A 19,707-nucleotide genomic window follows, 5' to 3' on the forward strand; every position below is an offset into this window, starting at 1 on the left:
GCCGCCGGAAGACCGGGTCGTCAGTCGCGGGCCGCGGCGGGGGCCCCCAGCCGGGCCGACACGCGCCTCGCGGATTCCGCGACGCTTCGCCCGAGCGCCTCCAGCATGGATTCGGGGACCCGGAACCGGGGCGCGGACAGCATCACGGCCGCTACCAGGACACCGCGATGATCGCGGACCGGCGCCGAGATGCCGACCTCCTCGATCGACGTCCGGCCGTCGTTGACGGCGTATCCGCGGTCGTGGGTGTCGTTCAACTCGTCGAAATACTCCTTCCGCGAATCCTGCTCCTCGGGTCCGACGAGCAGGCGGCGGTCGAAGAGCCGCTCGATCTCCGCCCGCGGCATCTCGGACAGGAACACCTGGATGGACGAACTCGCGTACGTGTCGTAGCGGGTGCCCACCGCGGCGGTGTGCTTGACCTGCTTGGGACTCGGAACCTGTTCGACGACGACGGATTCGTGGCCGTTCCACACCATCAGCGCACTGGTCTCCTCGGTGCGGCGCGTCAGGCCTTCCAGTTCGGGGAGCGCGACCCGGCGCACGTCCAGATTGGCCAGCAACGGGCCGGCCAGGGCAATCAGTCCGAGGCCGAGACGGTAGCGGCCGGTGCCCTCGTCCCGTTCGACGTAGCCGGCCTTCTCCAGGGTCGCGAGCATGCGGGAGACGCTGCTCTTGTGCAGGTCGACTTTGCGCGCGATCTCGGTGACACCGAGGACCGGTTCGGCGATCGAGAAGGATTCGAGCACGCGGAGACCGTTGAGCAGGACCGACGGCGACGGCTTCGCGTCGGCGTCCTGGCCTTCGAGTCGATCGACGTCGTCCACACTCATGATCGTTGCGCTCCTTCAGTTGTGCATACGCCACCGCCGACCCTGCCACACCGGTGGCAGGGTCGGCGCGGCGGTCAGACGCCGAGGATGTTGTGTTCGGGCCCGAACGGGAACTTGGTGATGTTCTCGGCACCGTTCTCCCCGAGCACGAGGATGTCGTGCTCGCGGTAGCCGCCGGCACCCGGCATTCCCTCGGGAACCATGATCATCGGTTCCATCGACACCACCATGCCGGGCTCGAGGACCGTGTCGATGTCCTCGCGCAGCTCGAGTCCGGCCTCGCGCCCGTAGTAGTGCGAGAGCACACCGAACGAGTGCCCGTACCCGAACGTGCGATTCGGCAGCAGTCCCTCCGCCTCGTAGATCTCGTTCAGCTCGGCCGCGATGTCCTTGCACACCGCGCCCGGCTTGATCAGTTCGAGGCCGCGGCGGTGCACCGTGACATTGACCTCCCACAGCCGGAGGTGCTCGGCCGACGGCTCGCCGAAGAAGAGGGTGCGCTCGAGAGCGGTGTAGTAGCCCGCGATCATCGGGAAACAGTTCAGCGACAGGATGTCTCCGCGCTCCACCCGGCGGCTGGTGGCCCAGTTGTGGGCACCGTCGGTGTTGATGCCCGATTGGAACCACACCCAGGTGTCGCGCAGTTCCGCGTGCGGGAACGTGGCGGCGATCTCGCGGATCATCGCGTTCGACCCGGCGATCGCCACCTCGTACTCGGGCACGCCCTCGGTGATCGCCGCCCGGATCGCCTCGCCGCCCAGGTCACCGATCCGGGCGCCGTGCTTGATCAGCTCGATCTCCTCCGCCGACTTCACCATGCGCTGGCGCATCGTGGCCCTCGCGATGTCGGCGAACGTCATCCCCGGCAGGACCGCGGAGATCCGGGCCCGGACGTCGGGGGTGAGGTGGTCGTCCTCGACCCCGAGGACGCCGCGGGAAATGCCCTGCTTCGCCAGCACCTGCTGCACCGTGTACTCGAAGTTGTCCCGCTGCCAATCCGTGTAGACGACGTTCTCGCCGAACGACCGCCGCCACGGCATCCCGGCGTCGATGTTGGCGGACACGGTGGTCGAGCTGTCCTGGGTGACGACGAGCGCGTACGGCCGCCCGAACGCCGTGTAGAGGAAGTCCGAGTAGTAGTTGACGTTGTGGTAACTGGTGAACACCGCGGCATCGAACCCGTTGTCGGCCATGTGCTTACGCAGCGCGACGAGCCTGCGGTCCATTTCCACCGGGGAGAAGGTGGGAACGACCTTCTCGCCGTTGGGGATGCTCTTGATGCGCTCCAGGTTCATGATGTTCCTTTCGAGTTGCCGGCGGCATCGCGTGATGCCGCACTTCTGTGAGACGTACGGGTGGTCAGGCGTCGGCGAGGGGCCGACGGGAGGTTTCGCGGGCCATGAGCATCGAGCCCATCGCGACGACCGCGGCGGCGACGAGGTACCAGGCGGGGGCGAGTGGGCTGCCGGTGACCTCGATCAACAGGGTGGCGACGAACGGAGCCGTCCCGCCGAACAGCGCGTTTGCGGTGTTGAAGCTGAATGCGAAGCCGCTGTAGCGGACCTGGGTCGGGAAGATCTCGGACAGGAAGGTCGGGAGTGTGCCGTCGTTCATCGTGAGGAACGCGCACAGCACGATCTGGATGAGGACCATCCCGGCGATTCCGACGGCGCCGAGCGCGGCAAACAGCGGGACCGTGAACACTGCGAAGCAGACCGACGCGGCGATGAGAACGCGCTTGCGGCCGAACCGATCCGAGAGCGCACCCATCCCGAAGATGAAGAAGATGTAGCAGGCGAGCGCGATCGACGCGGCGACGAACGAGGCGGTGTGGCCGACGTGCAACACCTCCGACAGGTACGTCGGCATGTAGCTGAGGATCAGGTAGAAGCCGACCGCGTTGAGGCAGGTGACCCCGAATGCGATGAGGATCGCGCGCCGATGGTGGGTGAACAGGATCGACAGCGGGGCGTTGGACTCCACATTCTGTTCCATCTCCCGGAACCTCGGGGTGTCCTCGAGCTTCAACCGGATGTAGCGGCCGATCAGACCCATCGGCGCCGCGAGCAGGAACGGCAGCCGCCAGCCCCAGCCCTCGAGCTGTTCCGTCGACAGCACTGCCGTGAGCAGTGCCGCGATCAACGAACCGAACAGAAGTCCGGCGGCCGTGGACGCGGGCACCACGCTGGTGAACAGTCCGCGCTTGCGGTCCGGGGCGTATTCGGCGAGGAACGCCGACGCGCCCGCGTACTCACCGGCCGCGGAGAATCCCTGCACCATCCGCACGAGCAGCAACAGGACCGGCGCGAAGTACCCGATCTGGTGGAACCCGGGAATCAGGCCGATGCAGAACGTCGACGCCGACATGATGAGGATAGACAGCGACAGCGCCGTGCGCCGTCCGATCTTGTCGCCGAAATGACCCCAGACGAGGCCACCGATCGGCCGGATGACGAACGAGATGGCGAAGACGGCGAACGTGGCCAGAAGGGCCGTCGTTGGCTCCGTCTCGGGAAAGAACACGGTCGCGATAACCGTTGCGAGATAACCGTATACGGCGTAGTCGAACCATTCGACGAAGTTGCCGATGAAGCTCGCCGTGATGACCCTCCGGAGGACACCGGGCGCGGGATTCACCACGCCATCCTCGTCCGTCCGCTGCGGGGCTGAGGGTGAATTGAGGTTTTGGGCCATGCCCACTCCTTCTCGGTGCGTCGACTCTTGCCGACTGCGACGAATGGCATCTTGTTGCTATCAGTGCAACTGCGATTCGTTCGATGACAATATTGTGCGCAGCGTCACATGTCAACGGTGCGCCGTAGTCACATGAACGAATAGCGGTTGCCGATGGTGAAACAGGACTGAAATCGCGGTAAACACGCACAATCCCGGGGCATACCATCCAGATCGGCCATTCCCGGGAATGTTCACGGGAATGCAACACCGTTGCAATAGTCGACCCGAGGAATGGTTCGCTCCGGTCAGCCCCGCACAATCACAGCGCGCTGGAGTCGACCACACCGCCGAGGTAGAGACGGGTCGCGAAGTGCACGGCGGCGAGCCGCGGCGAACCCGTCGGGTCTTCGCCGAGCAGCGCGAAGATCTGGTCGAGCCGCTGGTACAACGTCTGCCGCTGCACGTGGAGCCGGGACGCCGCCTCGGTCTTGTTGCACCCGCACTGCAGGTAGACGTCCAGCGTCTCGATCAGCCGGCGAGCGCGTTCCGGTCCTGCCGCGAGAAGCGGGCCGAGTACTTCCCGGACAAACGAAGACAACAGTGCCGGGTCGCCGATCCGCCGGCCGAGCCGTTCGATCGCGAGTTCCGCAGCGTCCACCACCATGTCGGCGATGCCCAGGTCGATGGCGAGGTCTAGCGCGAACCGCGCCTCCGACAGTGTCTCCGGCAGCCCGATGGCACCCGTGACCACCGGCCCCACCGCCACCCGCGCCGACTCGGCACGAGGGGTCGCACGCAACGACTCGACCAGTGCGCCGCGGGAACCGGAACGGTCCTCGACCCGAAGCACGACGATCGCCTGCAGTTCGTCGCCGACGGTGGCCGACACCGTTGCGGCCGAGTATTGATGCAGCGCGGCATCGACGGCGGCGAGAGGACCCGCGCCGTCGACCGCACGTCCCACGACCCCGACGTACGACGACCCGTCGGCGAGCCCCGCCGCCCGGGCCGCCGCAACCAGACGCTCCGGGGCAGCGTCCGGCTGTGAGGCGATCCGGAGCAATGCCTGCGACGCGCGCACCGCGGCCGAGGGAGGAAAGGATCGCAGCAGAGAGATCGCCAGTGCCGCAGGCGCCCGCTCGACGATCGCCTCCGCCGTCACGTGATCGGTCGCTTCCCGGGGAGACACCAGGAGAGTCGCCACACCGACACCCTGGACGAAGACGGGCACCGTAAGCGCGTCCGCACCGGCGATCACGTCGCCGTGGGCCGCGATCACGTCGCCGGCAGCACCCAGGAGGACCAGGTCGCCGGGCGAGAGTCGCGCGAGCACCTCGAGCAACTCCGCGGGGCCGCCGCCACGGGCCAACTCCTCGGACAGTGCGTGCGCGACGGCGTCACCCCGGCGCAGTCGCTGCACCGATTCGTTCACCAGCAGGCCGTTGATCGCCTCGGCCACCTCGACGAACGGAACGACGCCGCGCAGTTCGAGGACGGGCAAGCCCGCTTGCGATGCCTCCTCGACCAGCGCCGCCGGAATCTGCGGCAATTGCGGACCAGTCTCGATGGCCACCCCGGCGACACGGCGGGCAGACAGGTCACGCACGTAACGCCGGAGCCCGTCCGGATCGACGGATGCGAGCGCGAACCCGCCGGTGAGCAGCAACTCCCCGCCGCGGAGCAGGTGCGCGATGTCGAGGACTTCACTCGAGTGCACCCAGCGTACGGGCCGGGACAGCAGGTCGGCTCCGGCGCGAACGACGGGCCGGCCGGTGGCGAGACTCGGGTGCGCGAGGACGTCGGCCAGCGACAGTGACATGACATTCCGTTCGTTTTCGGCCCCAGCTAGTTGTCAAAGTGTAAATGGTGTGACGCGGGTCACGCACCGCATGATAGGTATCCCCACATGGCCTCACAAAGGAGTCCGATGGTCACCGACAGTCCCGACCTCCACGAGATCGAAGACGTACTCCAACCCATCCCCGAGGAAGCACGCACGACGCGTGTGTCCGGCCAGTTCTGGATCTGGGCCGGCGCGAACATCGCACCGATCAACTGGGTCCTCGGCGCCCTCGGCATCGGGCTCGGTCTGGGCCTGCGTGACACACTCATCGTCCTGATCGCCGGAAACGTCGTCGGCATGGCACTTTTCGGCGTCTTCGTCGTCATCGGCCAGCGTACGGGTGTCACCGGCATGGTGTTGTCGCGGGCCGCGTTCGGCCGCCGCGGCGCCTACCTTCCGGCCGCGATCCAGGCGTGCCTGGCGGTCGGGTGGTGCGCCGTGAACACCTGGATCGTCCTGGACCTGGTCATGGCACTGCTCGGCAAACTGGACCTCGTCGACCCACATGAACGGAACCTGGCGGCGAAGATTCTCGTCGGAGCGATCATCATGACCATCCAGGTCACCATCGCATGGTTCGGCTACCGCGTCATCGCCGCGTTCGAGCGCTGGACGGTTCCGCCGACACTGGCAGTGCTCGTTCTCATGTCCGTCGTGGCGTGGTTCCACCTCGACATCGACTGGTCCTACGCCGGGCCCACCGGCGAAGTTCTGCACGGCGGCGCCCGCATCGCCGCAATGTCCACGGTCATGACCGTGATCGGAATCGGCTGGGGCATCACGTGGTTCACCTATGCCTGCGACTACTCCCGGTTCGTGAGCCGGACCGTGTCCCGGCGCAAGCTCTACCTGACCAGCGCCCTCGGCCAATTCGTTCCGGTGGTCTGGCTCGGCGTGCTCGGCGCCGGCCTCGCCACGACCAACGGCGCGGTGGATCCGGGCGAACTCATCGTGTCGAACTTCGGCGCACTGGCGCTGCCCGTCCTGTTCCTGGTGATCCACGGGCCCATCGCCACCAACATCCTCAACATCTACACGTTCTCCGTCGCCGCACAGGCCCTCGACATCAAGGCGAATCGGCGGAAGCTGAACCTGCTGGTCGGCGTGTTCGCCCTGTTCGCCGTCATCTTCTTCATCTTCCAGTCCAGCCTGGCCACCGTGCTCGAGACCTGGCTGGCGGCGATCGTCGCCTGGATCGCCAGTTGGGCCGGCATCATGCTCGTCCACTACTTCCGGGTCGAGAAGCGACACATCGACGCCCGGCGGCTGTTCGAACCTGTCGGATCGAACAGGTTGCCCGACGTCAACTGGACCACCATGGGATGCTTCGCCGCCGGCATCGTCGCAACGTGGCTGTTCATGTACGGCGCCACGAGCCTCACGCAGGGCTTCGCCGCACGAGCATTCGGCGGACTCGACCTGTCCTGGCTGGCCGGCGGCGGAGTTGCCGCCGCCCTCTACGCAGCCCTCGGTCCCCGGGCACACCGCCCCTACCGCACCGCGGATCGACACCCGGCACGATCAGCCGATTCCGCCGACGTTCTCGCCGGCAACTGATCCCTCACCCGACACCTCCAGGAGCAACTCGTGACCAACGATTTCCTGTGGCCCGAGGGCCACACCGCCGCCGCCGCTTTCACATTCGACGTCGATGCCGAATCCTGTGTCCTCGCGCACGATCCCACGTCGGCGAACCGGATGTCGCTGATGAGCCATCAGTCGTACGGTCCCCGCGTCGGCGTCCCCCGCATTCTGCGCATCCTCGAACGCCAGGGCATCCACGCGACGTTCTTCGTTCCCGGGTTCACCGCCGAGTGTTACCCCGACACGGTGCGCGCCATCATCGACGGGGGTCACGAGGTGGGCCACCACGGGTACCTGCACGAGCCCATGAAGGGCCTCGACGCCGCGACCGAGGCACGTTACCTCGACCGCGGACTCGACGCGCTCGAAGAGGTCGCGGGGATCCGCCCCGTCGGCTATCGCGCCCCGTGGTGGGAAATGAACTGGCACACACCCGAACTCCTCGCCGCGCGCGGATTCGTCTACGACTCGAGCCTGCTCGACGGAGACAATCCCTACCTGATGGCGACCAGCCCGGAATCGGAGCGCACTCTGATCGAGATCCCCGTCGACTGGGCACTCGACGACTGGGAGCAATACGCCTTCTACCCCGGCGTCACCGGCAGCGGCGTCATCGAAAGTCCCGCCAAGGTGCTGGAGATGTGGACCCTCGAAGCGGAGGCCCACCACGCCGAAGGCGGCTGCTTCGTCCTCACCAACCACCCGTTCATCTCCGGCAGACCCTCCAAGGCGGTCGCGTTGGAACGTCTCATCGAGAACGTCAAGGCGATGGACGGGATGTGGGTGACGACCCTCGGCGACATCGCCGCACACGCCGCACGGGTCTGCACCGAACCCTTCGTGCACACCCGTTTCGAGGTGCCCACCTTCCCCGACGTGCAGATTCGGCGGACATCCCCTGCCCTGCCGTGTCGTTCGAGTGAATGACACAGCAGGGCTGTTGCGCCTCAACCGCTTTCGAAGCCTGTTGTCCGTTGGCTACCATTCTCGGCACACCGAATGGATCGCCCGTCGTGGCGCTTCTCGACCATTCCGTGAAAGCCCTACCCCACCCCTGAACGAGGTCAGTATGAAAGCTCGACGGATATTTCTCGGCGTCCTCGGCTGTGCCACCATTTCGATGGCAGCCGCCCCCTCCGCGCAGGCGGCGACGATCTTCGACTTCCTTCCCCCGGAGATCGCGTCCCTGATTCCCAGCGGTTCGGCCGACGCCGTGAACCCTCTCCTGCCGCCCGCCCCCGCCGCTCCCGCCGCACCCGCCGCACCCCAGGTCGCACCGGCACCGCAGGCCGCCCCGGCACCGCAGGCCGCCCCGGCACCGCCGGCACCCGCACCGCGCGCGGGGTACAAGAACTGCACCGAGGCCCGCAACGCCGGTGTCACACCGATCTACCGCGGCCAGGACGGCTACGCCTCGCACCTCGACCGCGACAACGACGGCATCGCCTGCGAGTAGTCGATCACCGACGGCTCCACCCGAGGACGCACCCCTTCCGAGCCGACGCACCCCTTTTCGGACCCTGGAACGGGTGCGCCTGCCGAGAAGGGGTGTGTCTGTGCTCTACCCGTCAGCCCAGCCGGTGTCGCCGTTCTCCATGCGGCACGGTGCGTTCGGCACTAGGTTCGGCGATGACGGTTTGACGTTCTACGCGAGGGGGCGGTCCGGCATGAGCAGGACACATTTCACGGTTCGAACGCTGGGCGCGGTGGCGCTGGCCGGAGGTGCCGCACTCGCCGCGCTCACCGCGGGCGCAGGCACGGCCGGGGCGGACGTTCTCACCGAGATCAACGGCTGCCGGATCGTGGCGAATCCGACGCCCGAGGACCGCACGACGTGCCCCGGTGCCGACCTGAGTTTCGCGAATCTGGCGGGCGTGAACCTGAGCTTCGCCGACCTGTCGGGCGCGAACATGAAGCGGGCGAACCTCACCGGCACGAACTTCGCCGCAGCGAATCTGTCGTACGCCGACCTGAGCGACGCGAACATCACCGGCACGAACTTCACGGACTCGCAGCGCAACGCGGTGATCCTGTACAGCACGGATATCGACATCTTCGGCACGATCGTCGGGGACATGAACATCACGACCGAGCCCGAATGGTCCACCGACGCCCACGAGCGCGCGCTCGCCTCGGTCGTGCCGGTGACACCGCAGGTCCCACTGCCGTAATTCACTCCGCACCATCACCGGGCCGCGCACTGCGCGGTCCGGGTTTTCGCATGCCCGCACCCCTTGACATTGGATACTGTCACTATCCATTATTAGATAGTTCCGATATCCAATTGGGAGGCATCTGATGACGACGATCGAACCCGCGCGTTCGACTCACCACCACGACGGCGAACTGGTGGTTTTCCTGATCGGGATGACCATCAACCGGCCGTGGCGGCCGGACCTCTGGCTCCCGGCATTTCTGGCGATGCCGAGGATGCTCCGCGAACTCTCTGAGGACGCGGATTCGGGCCTGCTGGGCTACCGCCTGACCTTCGAGGGACGCGGCCCGACAGTGATTCAGTACTGGAATTCCGTCGACAAGCTGTACGCCTACGCCAGCGACAGCCGAGCGCAGCATCGCCCGGCCTGGGCCGCCTTCAACAAGCGGGCCCGCAAGGCGCCCGGCGCGGTCGGCGTGTGGCACGAGACCTATCCGGTAGACCGCGCCGAGTCGATCTACGTCGGCACGCCGGCGATGGGCCTGGCCCGGGCCACCACACGTGTGCCCGTCGCACGGAAGTTCAGCGCCGCCCGCGACCGGCTGTCCCACAGCAACAACTCCCACGAGCACTGATCGATTCAGGAGACTGCCCATGGAACCCTTGATCGCCCTCGTCGCCGTCACTCTGATACTCCGGGCCGCAGGTGCCGCCGGCATACGCCGGTTGCGGCCGTGGCCTGTCGCCCTGCGGGGTGGACTCGCGGCCATGTTCACACTGACCGGGATGGCCCACTTCATCGGACTGCGTGCGGAACTCGTCGCGATGGTCCCGCCGTCGCTGCCGAACCCGGGCCTGCTGGTGACCGTCACCGGCCTGCTCGAACTGGCGGGCGCCGCGGGGCTGCTGATCGGGCGCACCGCGCCGTGGGCGGCAGGCGGCCTCACCGCACTGCTGATCCTGATGTTCCCGGCGAACGTGTACGCCGCCGTGGAGGGACTCTCGACGGGACCGTTCGAAGCGCTGCTCCCCCGCACACTCCTGCAGATCGTGTTCCTGTCGGCGACTCTCGCCGTCGTGATCTCGTCCGTGCGAGGCCGTGCTATGGAATCGCCCTCCGAAGCCCACTCGCTCGCAGCACCCGGCGTTGCACTCCCGCCCGCACCGCATCCTCGGTCCCGATGATCCGCACGTGGTTCCGCGCCCGGGTAATCGCGGTGTACAGCAATTCTCGGGTCAGCAGCGACGACGCCGCACCGGGCAGCACCACGGACACCGTGTCGTACTGGCTGCCCTGACTGCGGTGAATCGTCATCGCATACACCGTCTGAACCGCGGACAGATGCGTCGGATGCAACAGGAACGGTTCGGTGCCCCGCACGAACGCGGCGAAGAGTTCGTCGTCGTCCCGACGCACGATCACTCCGGTGTCGCCGTTGTAGATCTTCGTCTCGTGGTCATTGGCAGTCACCATCAGCGGCTGACCCGGATACCAGCGATCCGGGTCCAGTCGCTGTCCCGTCGTCTCGCCGATCCACTCCATCGCCTGCCGCGCCCACCGCTGCACTCCGTACGGACCTTCCCGGTGCGCGCACAACAGCCGGTGTTTCTCCGAATGCTGTAGCGCAGCGGAGGCATCGCCGGATTCCGCGGAATCCGTGACCGCGGCGGCCGTCGCCACCACGTCCGCCCGCAGTGCGTCCAGATCTTCGGGACCGTGGAACGACACCTCGGGGGCACCGCCGCCGCGCAGAATGTCGATCACCAGTTCTTCCTCGCCGTCCCGCACCGCGACAGCCAGTTTCGCGATACCGCCGCCGAAACGCCGACCGCGGCTGAGCCGGACCACTCCGCCCCGCAACCTGTCCCGTTCGCTCGCACTCAACGCGGCCTCGAGCGGGTCGTCGGCGGCGTCGAGGTCGGCCCCGACGACTCGCCCGAGCACCGGATTCTCGGTTCCCGACACCGGCCGCGCGACGAGATCGGCGAGGACCGCGCCCGCGTCGACCGACGTCAGCTGATCCGGGTCGCCGACGAGCACCAACCGAGTGTCGGGGCGGACGGCCGCGAGGAGCCGGCACATCATCGTCAGCGACACCATCGACGTCTCGTCGACCACGATCACGTCATACGGCAGGTGATTGTTCGCGTTGAAGCGGAACCGGGCGCCGCGTCCACGCTGCCAGCCCAGCAGCCGATGCAGCGTCATCGCGTTCAGTTCGGGTGGCAACCCGAGTGCGTCGGCCTGCTCGCGCACAGACTCCTGCAGCCGTGCCGCGGCCTTCCCGGTGGGGGCGGCGAGCGCGATACGCCGGCCCGGTCCGGGCTGCCTGGTCAGCAACGCCAGCAGCCGGGCGACGGTGTGGGTCTTGCCCGTTCCCGGCCCGCCGACCACCACCGACGTCCACTGGGTGGCGGCCACGGCGGCGGCGATCCGTTGCCGATCCGGTGACGGAGCCGGCGCCGTGTGGTCGTGCTGGTCGCGGAACAACTCGTCCAGCCCCTCCCTCAGCGACCGCTCGTCGACGAGCGGATACCCGACGGCGCGCTCGTCGAGTACCCGCCGGATGGTCGCCTCCTGCCGGAAGTACCGGTCGAGGTAGAGCAGTCCGCCCTCGGCCGTGTCGACGAGCCGCAGCGGGCGCAGCGGTCCCGCGGGACCACCCGTGACCAGCGGGCTCCGGCGCAGTGCCGCGACGACAGTCGAGTCTTCCGGCCAGGGCAGGGCGTCGAGATCGACTTCGGATTCCTCGTCGACGGTGACTTCCCGGATCCGCGTCAGGTCCAGGCACACCGAGCCGGACCGGACCGCGCGCACCGCCAGCGCGGTCGCCAGCACGACGTCTTCCGAGGATTCGCCGCCGAGCGCCGACAACCGCAGCGCGACGTGTACGTCCGCGGCGGCCAGCACACCGGCCTCGTTGAAGACCCGCAGCATCCCCTTGCCGCGCTGCGCCACCTGCACCTCGGTCATCGCGCCGCCTCCTGCGCGGCGGCCGACCCGGACAGCAGGTCGGACAGCTCGGTGATCAGCGCGGCGGGCGGCGCCCAGTCGAAGACGCCGCAACCCGGTGGCGTGTCGGGTCCGACCATCCCGCGAACGAACAGATACTGGACGCCCCCGAGGTGCAGCCCGGGATCGTAGCCCGGTTGCCGCCAGCGCAGGTACCGATGCAGCGCAACGGAATACAGCAGCGCCTGCAGCGGATAGTGCGCCCGCAACATCTCGGCGGCCATGCTGCCGCGGGTGTAGTGCGCGGTGGTCAGGTCGCCCTGCGCGAGACGATTGGTCTTGTAGTCGACCACGACGTACCGCGGGCCGGGCAGTCGCAGCACCGCGTCGATGCTGCCGGTGAGGTATCCGCGCAGCGGGGTCGGTTCGAGTGTCTGCACGGCGTCGGCGTACGACCGCAGCGGGTCGTTCTCGGGCAGGTGCGTGCGCAACAGCCTGCCGACGCCGTCGAGCATCACGGTCAGGGACGGGGTGTCGCCGCCGGCGAGGGGCAGTTCGAAGTCGAGTTCCGCCAACAGGTCCGCGGGTGCGAGATCGGCGAGGGTGCGCTCGGCCCCCGCGCCGAGGGGAGTCCGCAGCACCGGGACCAGTGCGGTGGCCAGCTGAGCGGGATCGACGTCCGAGAGGGTCGACGCGATCACGTCGCGGCAGCACCGCAGGACTTCGTCGTCCAGATCGGGTGCCGCGGTGTCGACGATCTCGAAGACGGCGTGGACGAGCGTGCCGAACGTCGCGCCACCCGGTAGTTCGTTCATTGTCGACGGCACTCCCGCAGTGACGCCGTCCGGCGCGTGCAGCGGCGGTTCGTCCGGCTCGTCCGTCTTCTCCTCGACCTCCGCTTCACTGCCGACGGCAGGCGCGTCGTGCGCGGACGCCGTCAACGCCGAATACGACGTGCGACGCCACCGCGTGTCCAGCAGCCGACGGAACCGGGCGGCCTCCAGGTCTCCGCTGGGCTCACGCTCGGGTGTCCAGCCGACCCGCGGGATCGGTTCGCAACCCACCGCCTCGACCGTCACCGTCTCCGGCGCCGCCGTGCCCCACGCCGACAACCGTTCCGCGACAATCGGATCCTCGGGGACGATGACCTTCTGCGGAACCTCACGCTGCCCGGGCAGGCGACCCAGGATCATCCGGTGCAGCGGCGCGGCGGGCGTCGTGAACGCCGGTGCCCACCACATCACGAGCCCGCACATCGCCCGGGTCACCGCGACGTACAGCAGACGCAGCTCCTCCCCCGCCTCTTCCGCGTCGTGCCGGTTCCTGCGGTCCGCGTAGCCGGGGCTGCCCGGGCCGCCGACGTCGAGGATGCGCCGCCCGTCGTCGTCGTGCAGAAGCAGTTTGCTCGGTTTCGAGATCTTGGCGGCGTCCCACGCATACGGCAGGTAGACGAGCGGGAATTCGAGGCCCTTGCTGGCGTGGACGGTCGCGATCTGCACGGCCGCGGCGTCGCTGTCGAGGCGCCGGCTGCGGTCGACCCCGCCCGTGGTCGGGTCCTTCATGCGTTCGGTGAGCCAGCGGGTGACGGCCGTCAGACCGAGCGACTGCTCGACGGCGGCACTGTTGAGCAACTGCGCCACGTGCCGGAGATCGGTCAGCGCCCGCTCGCCCGCCGCCACCCGCAGCAGTCTCGCTTCCAGCGCGCCGACCGCGGACAGTCGTTCGAACAGGGCCGCGAAACCGGACTGCGCGAACACCGCGCCGAGCTCGCGGAGCTGCGCGCCCACCTCCGCGACGATGTCGTCGCCGTGGGCATCGAGTTCCTCGGCCGTATGCCCGAGCAGCGGTGTGAGCGCCGCCAGCCGCACCCGGTCGGCGCGGTGCGGTTGCTCGATGGCCTGCAGGATCCAGAGCCAGTGCTGCGCAGCCGGAGTGGTGAAGACACTGGCCCCGCCGGCGAGCACGGACGGCACCCCTGCCCGGTCGAGAGCGTCGTGGACCACTGTGATCTGGGCGTTGGTCCGCACCAGCACCGCGATGTCGCCGGGCTCGACGAGTCGGGTGGTACCCCCGACGTCGAGTGTCGCGCCGCCGTCGAGAAGGGCGACGAGGTCGGCGGCGAGGTCTGCGGCGATCCTCTTCCGGAGCGCCCCCACCGCCGGATACCCCGACTTGTTGATCGGCCCGGCGCCGGTCCGCGGCAGATACCGCAGCCGCAACGGCGCGGCACCCGTCAGGCGCGACTTCGGTCTCGCACCGTCGACGCGGTGCACCACGATCTCGGGATGCCCGAGCTCGGCGCCGCCGTGCAGATATTCGAGTCCGTCGAGGAGTTCCTGATCGCTGCGCCAGTTCGTGGTCAACTCCTGGTGTCGGTCGGCCGATCGCACGGCGTCGAGGTAGCTGAGCACCTCCGCGCCACGGAACGCGTAGATGGCCTGCTTCGGATCGCCGACGAGCACCAGCGTTCCGTTGCCGTGGAACGTTCGGCGCAGAATGTCCCATTGCAGGGGGTCGGTGTCCTGGAACTCGTCGACGAGCACGACGCCGTACCGTTCGCGGACCCGCCTGCAAGCCGCCGCACCGTGCTCGGGGTCGCTGAGGACACGGTGCAGGAGCATCGGGAGATCGTCGAAGTCACGCAGCCCCACCGCGCGTTTGCGGCGTTCGACCTCGGCGCGGACCGCCTCCGCGAACGCCACCCGATCTCCGGCCGGGGTACCCCGCGCATCCTCCGGCGCGAGCACGGCCTGCGGGTCGAAGATGGCGGCCCGAGCGGCGGAGGTGGCCTCCGCCGGAGTGAACGGCGCGGAGTCGGCGCGACCGTACGCCCGGAGGTACAGGTCGGCGATCACCTCCGTCGTGAGGTCGTCGGCGGCCTCGACGAGCACCGTGTCGGGGTCGCGTTCGCCCGCGATCCCGAGTCCGTCGAGCATCCGCTGGCAGAAGCTGTGGGTGGTGACGATGGTGGCGGCGTCGAAGTCCGACAGTGCCTGCAGCAGACGCCGGCGCCGCAGCGCCACCTCGTCGGCGGCGGCCTCCGCGAGGTGCCGGATCACAAGGTCCGCGCTCAGCCGCGCGGCCGCGGGGTCGGCCAATGCGGCTGCGGCGGAACCGAATCGCTCACGCGTGCGTTCCCGCAGCTCCTGCGTCGCCGCCCGGCTGAACGTGACCAGCAACAGCCGCGACAGGTCCACTCCGCCCTCGGCGACGAAGCGGGCGGCCAGACCGACGATCGCATACGTCTTGCCGGTACCGGCGCTCGCCTCGAGCACCGTCGTCCCCTCGGGCAGCGGGCCCAGCAGGTCGAACCCTCGCGCGCCGTTCACGGCTGCGCCAACGTCTCGGCGGTGAGCAGCGGCGCCCACAATTGGCGGGCGTAGTTCTCGATCGTCACCGCGTCGCCGAGGACGTCGATGCCGGGAGATGCCCCGTACACGTACGTGATGTGGCGGTCGCGTGCGTCACCGAAATCACTGCTCCATTCCTTCCGGGCCGCCTCGATCGCGTCCTCCATGCCGCTGCCGCCGTACCGTCGCTCGGCGTAGGCCGCCGACGCGCCCGTCGCGATCGGCAGCGGCGCATGCAACCCGGCATCACGCAGTTCGACGAGTCGCACCAGTTCCTCCGCCGCGTTCTCCGGCGCCGTCAGCGTCGAGCGCCACGCCGGCCGGCTGTACGAGCCGCGGCCGGTCGTCACGGCCGTCCATTCCGTATCGCCGTCGCGATCGGACGCCGCGACCGCCAGCAACTGAGCCCACGCCGTGAGGCGGTGCTTCGGCCCCAGCCTCGAATACGTGGTGTTCGCGATCACCGATCCGTGCACACCACCCACGGTGCCGGTGAGGCGCCGTCCGTTGCCGAGAGCGACGTCGACGTCGACGGTCTCCGCGCGCCCGACGTGCACGGACCCGCTGACGGCGACGAGCGACTCGACCGCGCGCTCGATGTCGCCGAGCACCGACTCCCCCAACTTGAACGGTGGCAACGTACCCCGGCGCCACTCGGCGGCGCGGAAGTCGGCGGGTTCGGTTCCCGACAGTCGCGCGACGAGCATCCGCTGGCCGAGGTCCCAGCGGGCGAGCGGATCGGGCGCCACGTCCAGTGCGTCGGCGAGGTCCTCGTCCTCGTCGGGAACCCGCAACCCGAGCCGTTGCCGCAGGAATGCCTGCGTCGGGTGCACCAGGAACGCGACGAGGTCCGCGAGATCGACGACGTCCCCACGCTGCGGCGGCCCCAACGGCGCCGGCAGGAACGCGGGTTCCGGTTCGGGCGGATACTGCGCGGCGCGGGCACCGGCCAGCGCCGCCCGGTCGAAACTGAACGGGTGCTCCGGCCGGAAGTTGCGGGCATCGAACGGCTGCAACGGATGCCGGGTCACGATGGCGGGGAGGGCATCACTCCCGGCGGTGGCCGCCACCGCGTCGAGCAGCTCGGACAGCGGGATCGCCGGCGGCCGGGACATCCCCGTGACGGGGTCGGCGCCCGTGTAGAACAGCAGGAGCTTCTCACTCGCCGACATGACGGCGTCGAGCAGCAACTGCCGGTCCTCGCTGCGCGGATCACGTTCGCCGATCAGAGGATTACGGGCCAGCACGTCGTCGCCGTCCACACTCGCGCCCCGCGGGAACACCTCGTCGTCGAGGCCGAGGAGGACGACAACGCGGTGCGGCACCGACCGCATCGGCACCATGGTGCACACCGTCAGCTCACCGGTGCGAAAGTTCGCGCGGGTGGGGCGTCCCGCGAGCCGGGTGGCCAGCATGGCGCGCACGTCCGACAGCCGCAGCACCGTGTCGCCGCCGTGCTCCATCGCGGCCCCGAGTTCCCTTCTTGCCTGGGCCAATTGCCAGGTGTCGCCGGCACTGACGTCGACGAGTAGATCCAATGCCCGGGTGAGCGCGCTCGACCACGCCGCGACCGACTGCGGCCCGGCGAGCCCGCGCAGCGCGACGTCGAGTCGGTCGACGAACTCGGCCAGCCTTCCGGTGAGATCGATGTCGTTGCTGTCGACGTCGTCGAGCGGAAGTGCGAGGGCGAGCCATTCGCCCTCCGACTCGTCGGCCGCGGCGCCGAGCAGGATGCGGTCGAGCGCGGTGGTGAACGTGTTCTGCGGGAAGTCGCCGAGTCCGAACGCCGCGCGCTGCCGCGGTCCGATTCCCCAGCGGGCGCCCGTCGCGGTCGCCCACTCCCGGATCCGTTCGAGGTCGTCGTCGCCGAACCGGAATCGCCTGCGCACCGGCGCGGCCGCCGACAGGTCCAGAATCTGACTGGCCGTCACCCTCGCGTCGGCGAGTTCGAGGAGGCTCGACACCACGGCGAGCACCGGGTTGGTCTGGTGCAGGGCCCGATCCGCGAGCCGGACCCGCAGACGGTGACCGGGATGCCCGAGCACATCCTGCCCGAACGCGGCCCGGATCAGCGGCGCGTACGACTCGACGTCGGGACACATGACGAGCACGTCGCGCGGTTCGAGAGTCGGATCGTCCTCGAAGAGATGCAGGAGGCATTCGCGCAGGACCTCCACCTGGCGCGCAGGACCGTGGCATGCGTGGACCTGCACGGACGCGTCGGCGGTGCACTCGGAGAGAGCCGGCGCCCGGTCGTCCCGGACGTCGGCCTGCAGGCGCCCCAGCAGGGAGTCGGGCGGCGGCGGTCCCGGGTGGTGGAGGTCGTCGACGTCGAGGCGAGTCAGTCGCGACTCGAGTTCGCGGACGTCCCGCGCCAGGCTCGACAGCAACAGGTGGGTGACGGACAGGGCGGTGCGGTCGTCGGCGCGCGCGAGCACGCCGCCCGCCGTCGACAACGACGACCACAGCGCGGGACTCGGATGCGGAAGCCACAGGTGCACATCGCGATTGACGGCCAGGGCGGCGATAACGGCGAGCTGATCGGTCGCGAGGCGCGTCGGGCCGAACAGCGACAGCCTGCCGGGGAGTTCGACGAGGTCCGGTTCCTCGCGCAGCCGGGCGCAGGCGGAGTCGAGGCGCTCGGCGGGCGCGGGGCCTCCGATCCTCGCCCGTAGCCGTCGCCACAGTTCGGCCTGCCACAGCAGGTCGTCGTCGAGTGAGCCGCCCGCACCGTCGGTGTCCCGGCCTGCCGCCCAGTCGACCAGCATCTCCGGACGCTGCGCGGCGTAACTGCGGTACAGATCGGTCAGGTGCAACGCGGTGGCGTAGCGCCTGCCGGGCCGGTGATCGTCCGGGTCGCTGCCTGGGCGGCAGTGTCCGAGGTGTTTCGCGAGGACGGCGCACCAGGGCTCGTCCAGGCAGTCGTCGACGACGGCGAGCAGCGCCCACAGCACCCGGGACGGATGCCACGGGTCGTCGTCGGCGGACACGCCGGTGGCGGCGGCGAGGCACTCGTCCACGAGGCGGGCCGGTGACGGGAAGTCGATGTTCGCGGCCACTCCGTCACCGACGCCGGGCCGGGCCCCGAGCGCGGTCGACAGTCGCTGCGTGAGCCAGCGCTCCACCCCCTTCGCCGGGACCGCGACGATCTCACGGGCGAACGGATCGGACAGCGGGGTCGAGAGCACGTCGCCGAGAGCCGACGCGAGAGTGGTGGAACGCTCGGCGCGATGCAGTACGAGCACGTGGCCTCCCTTCGCTCCCCAACTCCGGTCGGCTCAGACTTACCACAACCCACCGACTCGGGAGGCCCAGGTGAGTGGCAAAGTGTGCCGGGGCACGCATTCGCACTCACGTGCGGGTTAGCCTGGTTCGAACTGGTTTCCAGGCCTGGAGGCAGGATGCAGACATTCGTGCCCGACCCGGGGTTCGCCCGCAGCGGAACGCTGCTCGACGACCGGCGGCTGGGCAAGCAACGGGTGGAAACCTTTCAGATTCTGCGAGCCCTCGTGTGGCCGTCGTACGGGTGGAAAAACCATCCCGCGACCGCGATGTGGCGTGGCTTCACGCCCGCGCTCGTCGCGTACGGCGTCGCGATGTGCCGCGAGTGGTCGGCGCGCGGACACACCGACGCGCTGGAACCTCAACTACTCGAGTACACGGGTGGGCGACTCGACTCGTTCGAGCATCTCCGCGACCATGGTCTGCTGCCACCATGGGTCGGCGACGACGCCGTCCATGCCAGCCACCGTCGCGTTCTCGCCGAGAAGGCACCGGACGCCTACCCGCGGTCGTGGAGCGGAGACGGCGGATACGTCTGGCCGCCGCCCGTGTACCCGCGGTGGCCCGTCCGCGGCGCCGACCCTCACGAGGTGCTGACTCCCTCCGAAGCCGAGGCACTGGCCGGCGGCGCGGACACGTGGGACCTCCTGCACAGTCTGCACCTCGGCCGGTCCGTCTCGACGGACTCGCCCGATCCGGCGACGGTCGTCGCGGCGAGCCTGGTGCGTCCCGGACTGACGGCGGTGCTGCTCGACGCCGATCCCGTTCCCGACGACGCAGAGAAACCCGCGGCGACGGCGGACGACGCCGGCACCGCCAGCCCGTCCATCGCCCGTCAGCCGACGCCGGAAGATCGGGAGGCGACGGAGAGTGAGGTTGTCGATCCACGCCGTATCCGGTTCTTTCGCAGCGGCCAACCGGTGCCGGACGCCGAACGATATGGACTGGTCGTCTCGTCGTCGAGCACGCCGCCGCAGGGTCTCGACTCGATCCCCCTGCTGCATCTGCGCACCCCCAGGTGAGTGGCAATG

Annotated in this window: 14 protein-coding genes; 7 read left to right on the forward strand and 7 right to left on the reverse strand. The window is 69.0% G+C overall.

What is annotated here, in order from left to right:
• Nucleotides 1-20: 20 nt before the first annotated feature.
• From ROP_RS07465 to ROP_RS07480, 4 genes are all read right to left on the reverse strand, one after another.
• Entirely contained in the window at nt 21-833 is an 813-nt protein-coding gene (locus ROP_RS07465; protein ID WP_012688727.1) for an IclR family transcriptional regulator, read from the reverse strand.
• Between the two features lie 74 nt (nt 834-907).
• The gene (locus ROP_RS07470) at nt 908-2,128 is read right to left on the reverse strand and encodes a M24 family metallopeptidase (protein WP_012688728.1); all 1,221 of its coding nucleotides are present in this window, start codon (nt 2,126-2,128) and stop codon (nt 908-910) included.
• Between the two features lie 64 nt (nt 2,129-2,192).
• Nucleotides 2,193-3,527, reverse strand: a complete 1,335-nt coding sequence (locus ROP_RS07475; RefSeq protein ID WP_012688729.1) for an MFS transporter — start codon at nt 3,525-3,527, stop codon at nt 2,193-2,195.
• A 301-nt stretch (nt 3,528-3,828) separates the two neighbouring features.
• The gene (locus ROP_RS07480; protein WP_012688730.1) at nt 3,829-5,328 is read right to left on the reverse strand and encodes a PucR family transcriptional regulator; all 1,500 of its coding nucleotides are present in this window, start codon (nt 5,326-5,328) and stop codon (nt 3,829-3,831) included.
• A gap of 87 nt (nt 5,329-5,415) precedes the next feature.
• On the opposite strand from ROP_RS07480, the gene ROP_RS07485 reads away from it, so the two are divergent.
• The 6 genes from ROP_RS07485 to ROP_RS07510 all read left to right on the forward strand — a co-directional run bounded on the left by ROP_RS07485 (nt 5,416) and on the right by ROP_RS07510 (nt 10,276).
• Nucleotides 5,416-6,909, forward strand: a complete 1,494-nt coding sequence (locus ROP_RS07485) for a purine-cytosine permease family protein (protein ID WP_012688731.1) — start codon at nt 5,416-5,418, stop codon at nt 6,907-6,909.
• A 30-nt stretch (nt 6,910-6,939) separates the two neighbouring features.
• On the forward strand, nt 6,940-7,863 hold the full coding sequence (locus tag ROP_RS07490) for a polysaccharide deacetylase family protein (RefSeq protein ID WP_012688732.1): 924 nt from the start codon (nt 6,940-6,942) through the stop codon (nt 7,861-7,863).
• A 142-nt stretch (nt 7,864-8,005) separates the two neighbouring features.
• On the forward strand, nt 8,006-8,392 hold the full coding sequence (locus ROP_RS07495; RefSeq protein ID WP_012688733.1) for an excalibur calcium-binding domain-containing protein: 387 nt from the start codon (nt 8,006-8,008) through the stop codon (nt 8,390-8,392).
• A gap of 211 nt (nt 8,393-8,603) precedes the next feature.
• Nucleotides 8,604-9,107 carry a pentapeptide repeat-containing protein gene (locus tag ROP_RS07500; protein WP_043826347.1) on the forward strand — a complete coding sequence of 168 codons (504 nt, stop codon included), beginning with the start codon at nt 8,604-8,606 and terminating at the stop codon, nt 9,105-9,107.
• Between the two features lie 127 nt (nt 9,108-9,234).
• On the forward strand, nt 9,235-9,726 hold the full coding sequence (locus ROP_RS07505; protein WP_012688735.1) for a DUF4188 domain-containing protein: 492 nt from the start codon (nt 9,235-9,237) through the stop codon (nt 9,724-9,726).
• Nucleotides 9,727-9,745: 19 nt separating this feature from the next.
• Nucleotides 9,746-10,276 carry a DoxX family protein gene (locus tag ROP_RS07510; protein ID WP_012688736.1) on the forward strand — a complete coding sequence of 177 codons (531 nt, stop codon included), beginning with the start codon at nt 9,746-9,748 and terminating at the stop codon, nt 10,274-10,276.
• Here the strand turns inward: ROP_RS07510 and recD are convergent.
• From recD to recC, 3 genes are read right to left on the reverse strand one after another with little or no spacing between them, the layout of a single operon-like run.
• On the reverse strand, nt 10,194-12,065 hold the full coding sequence (recD, locus tag ROP_RS07515; RefSeq protein ID WP_012688737.1) for an exodeoxyribonuclease V subunit alpha: 1,872 nt from the start codon (nt 12,063-12,065) through the stop codon (nt 10,194-10,196). The genes ROP_RS07510 and recD overlap by 83 nt on opposite strands.
• On the reverse strand, nt 12,062-15,373 hold the full coding sequence (locus ROP_RS07520; protein WP_012688738.1) for a UvrD-helicase domain-containing protein: 3,312 nt from the start codon (nt 15,371-15,373) through the stop codon (nt 12,062-12,064). Before ROP_RS07520 ends, recD begins: the two co-directional genes overlap by 4 nt.
• Nucleotides 15,370-18,639: an exodeoxyribonuclease V subunit gamma gene (recC, locus tag ROP_RS07525; RefSeq protein ID WP_012688739.1), complete on the reverse strand. Its 3,270-nt coding sequence runs from the start codon at nt 18,637-18,639 to the stop codon at nt 15,370-15,372. Before recC ends, ROP_RS07520 begins: the two co-directional genes overlap by 4 nt.
• Nucleotides 18,640-18,795: 156 nt before the next feature.
• Between recC and ROP_RS43815 the strand changes: the two genes are divergently transcribed.
• Entirely contained in the window at nt 18,796-19,698 is a 903-nt protein-coding gene (locus ROP_RS43815) for an MSMEG_6728 family protein (protein WP_012688740.1), read from the forward strand.
• Nucleotides 19,699-19,707: the final 9 nt, after the last annotated feature.

Origin of the sequence: Rhodococcus opacus B4 (genome assembly GCF_000010805.1) — a bacterium.
Taxonomy (GTDB): domain Bacteria; phylum Actinomycetota; class Actinomycetes; order Mycobacteriales; family Mycobacteriaceae; genus Rhodococcus_F; species Rhodococcus_F opacus_C.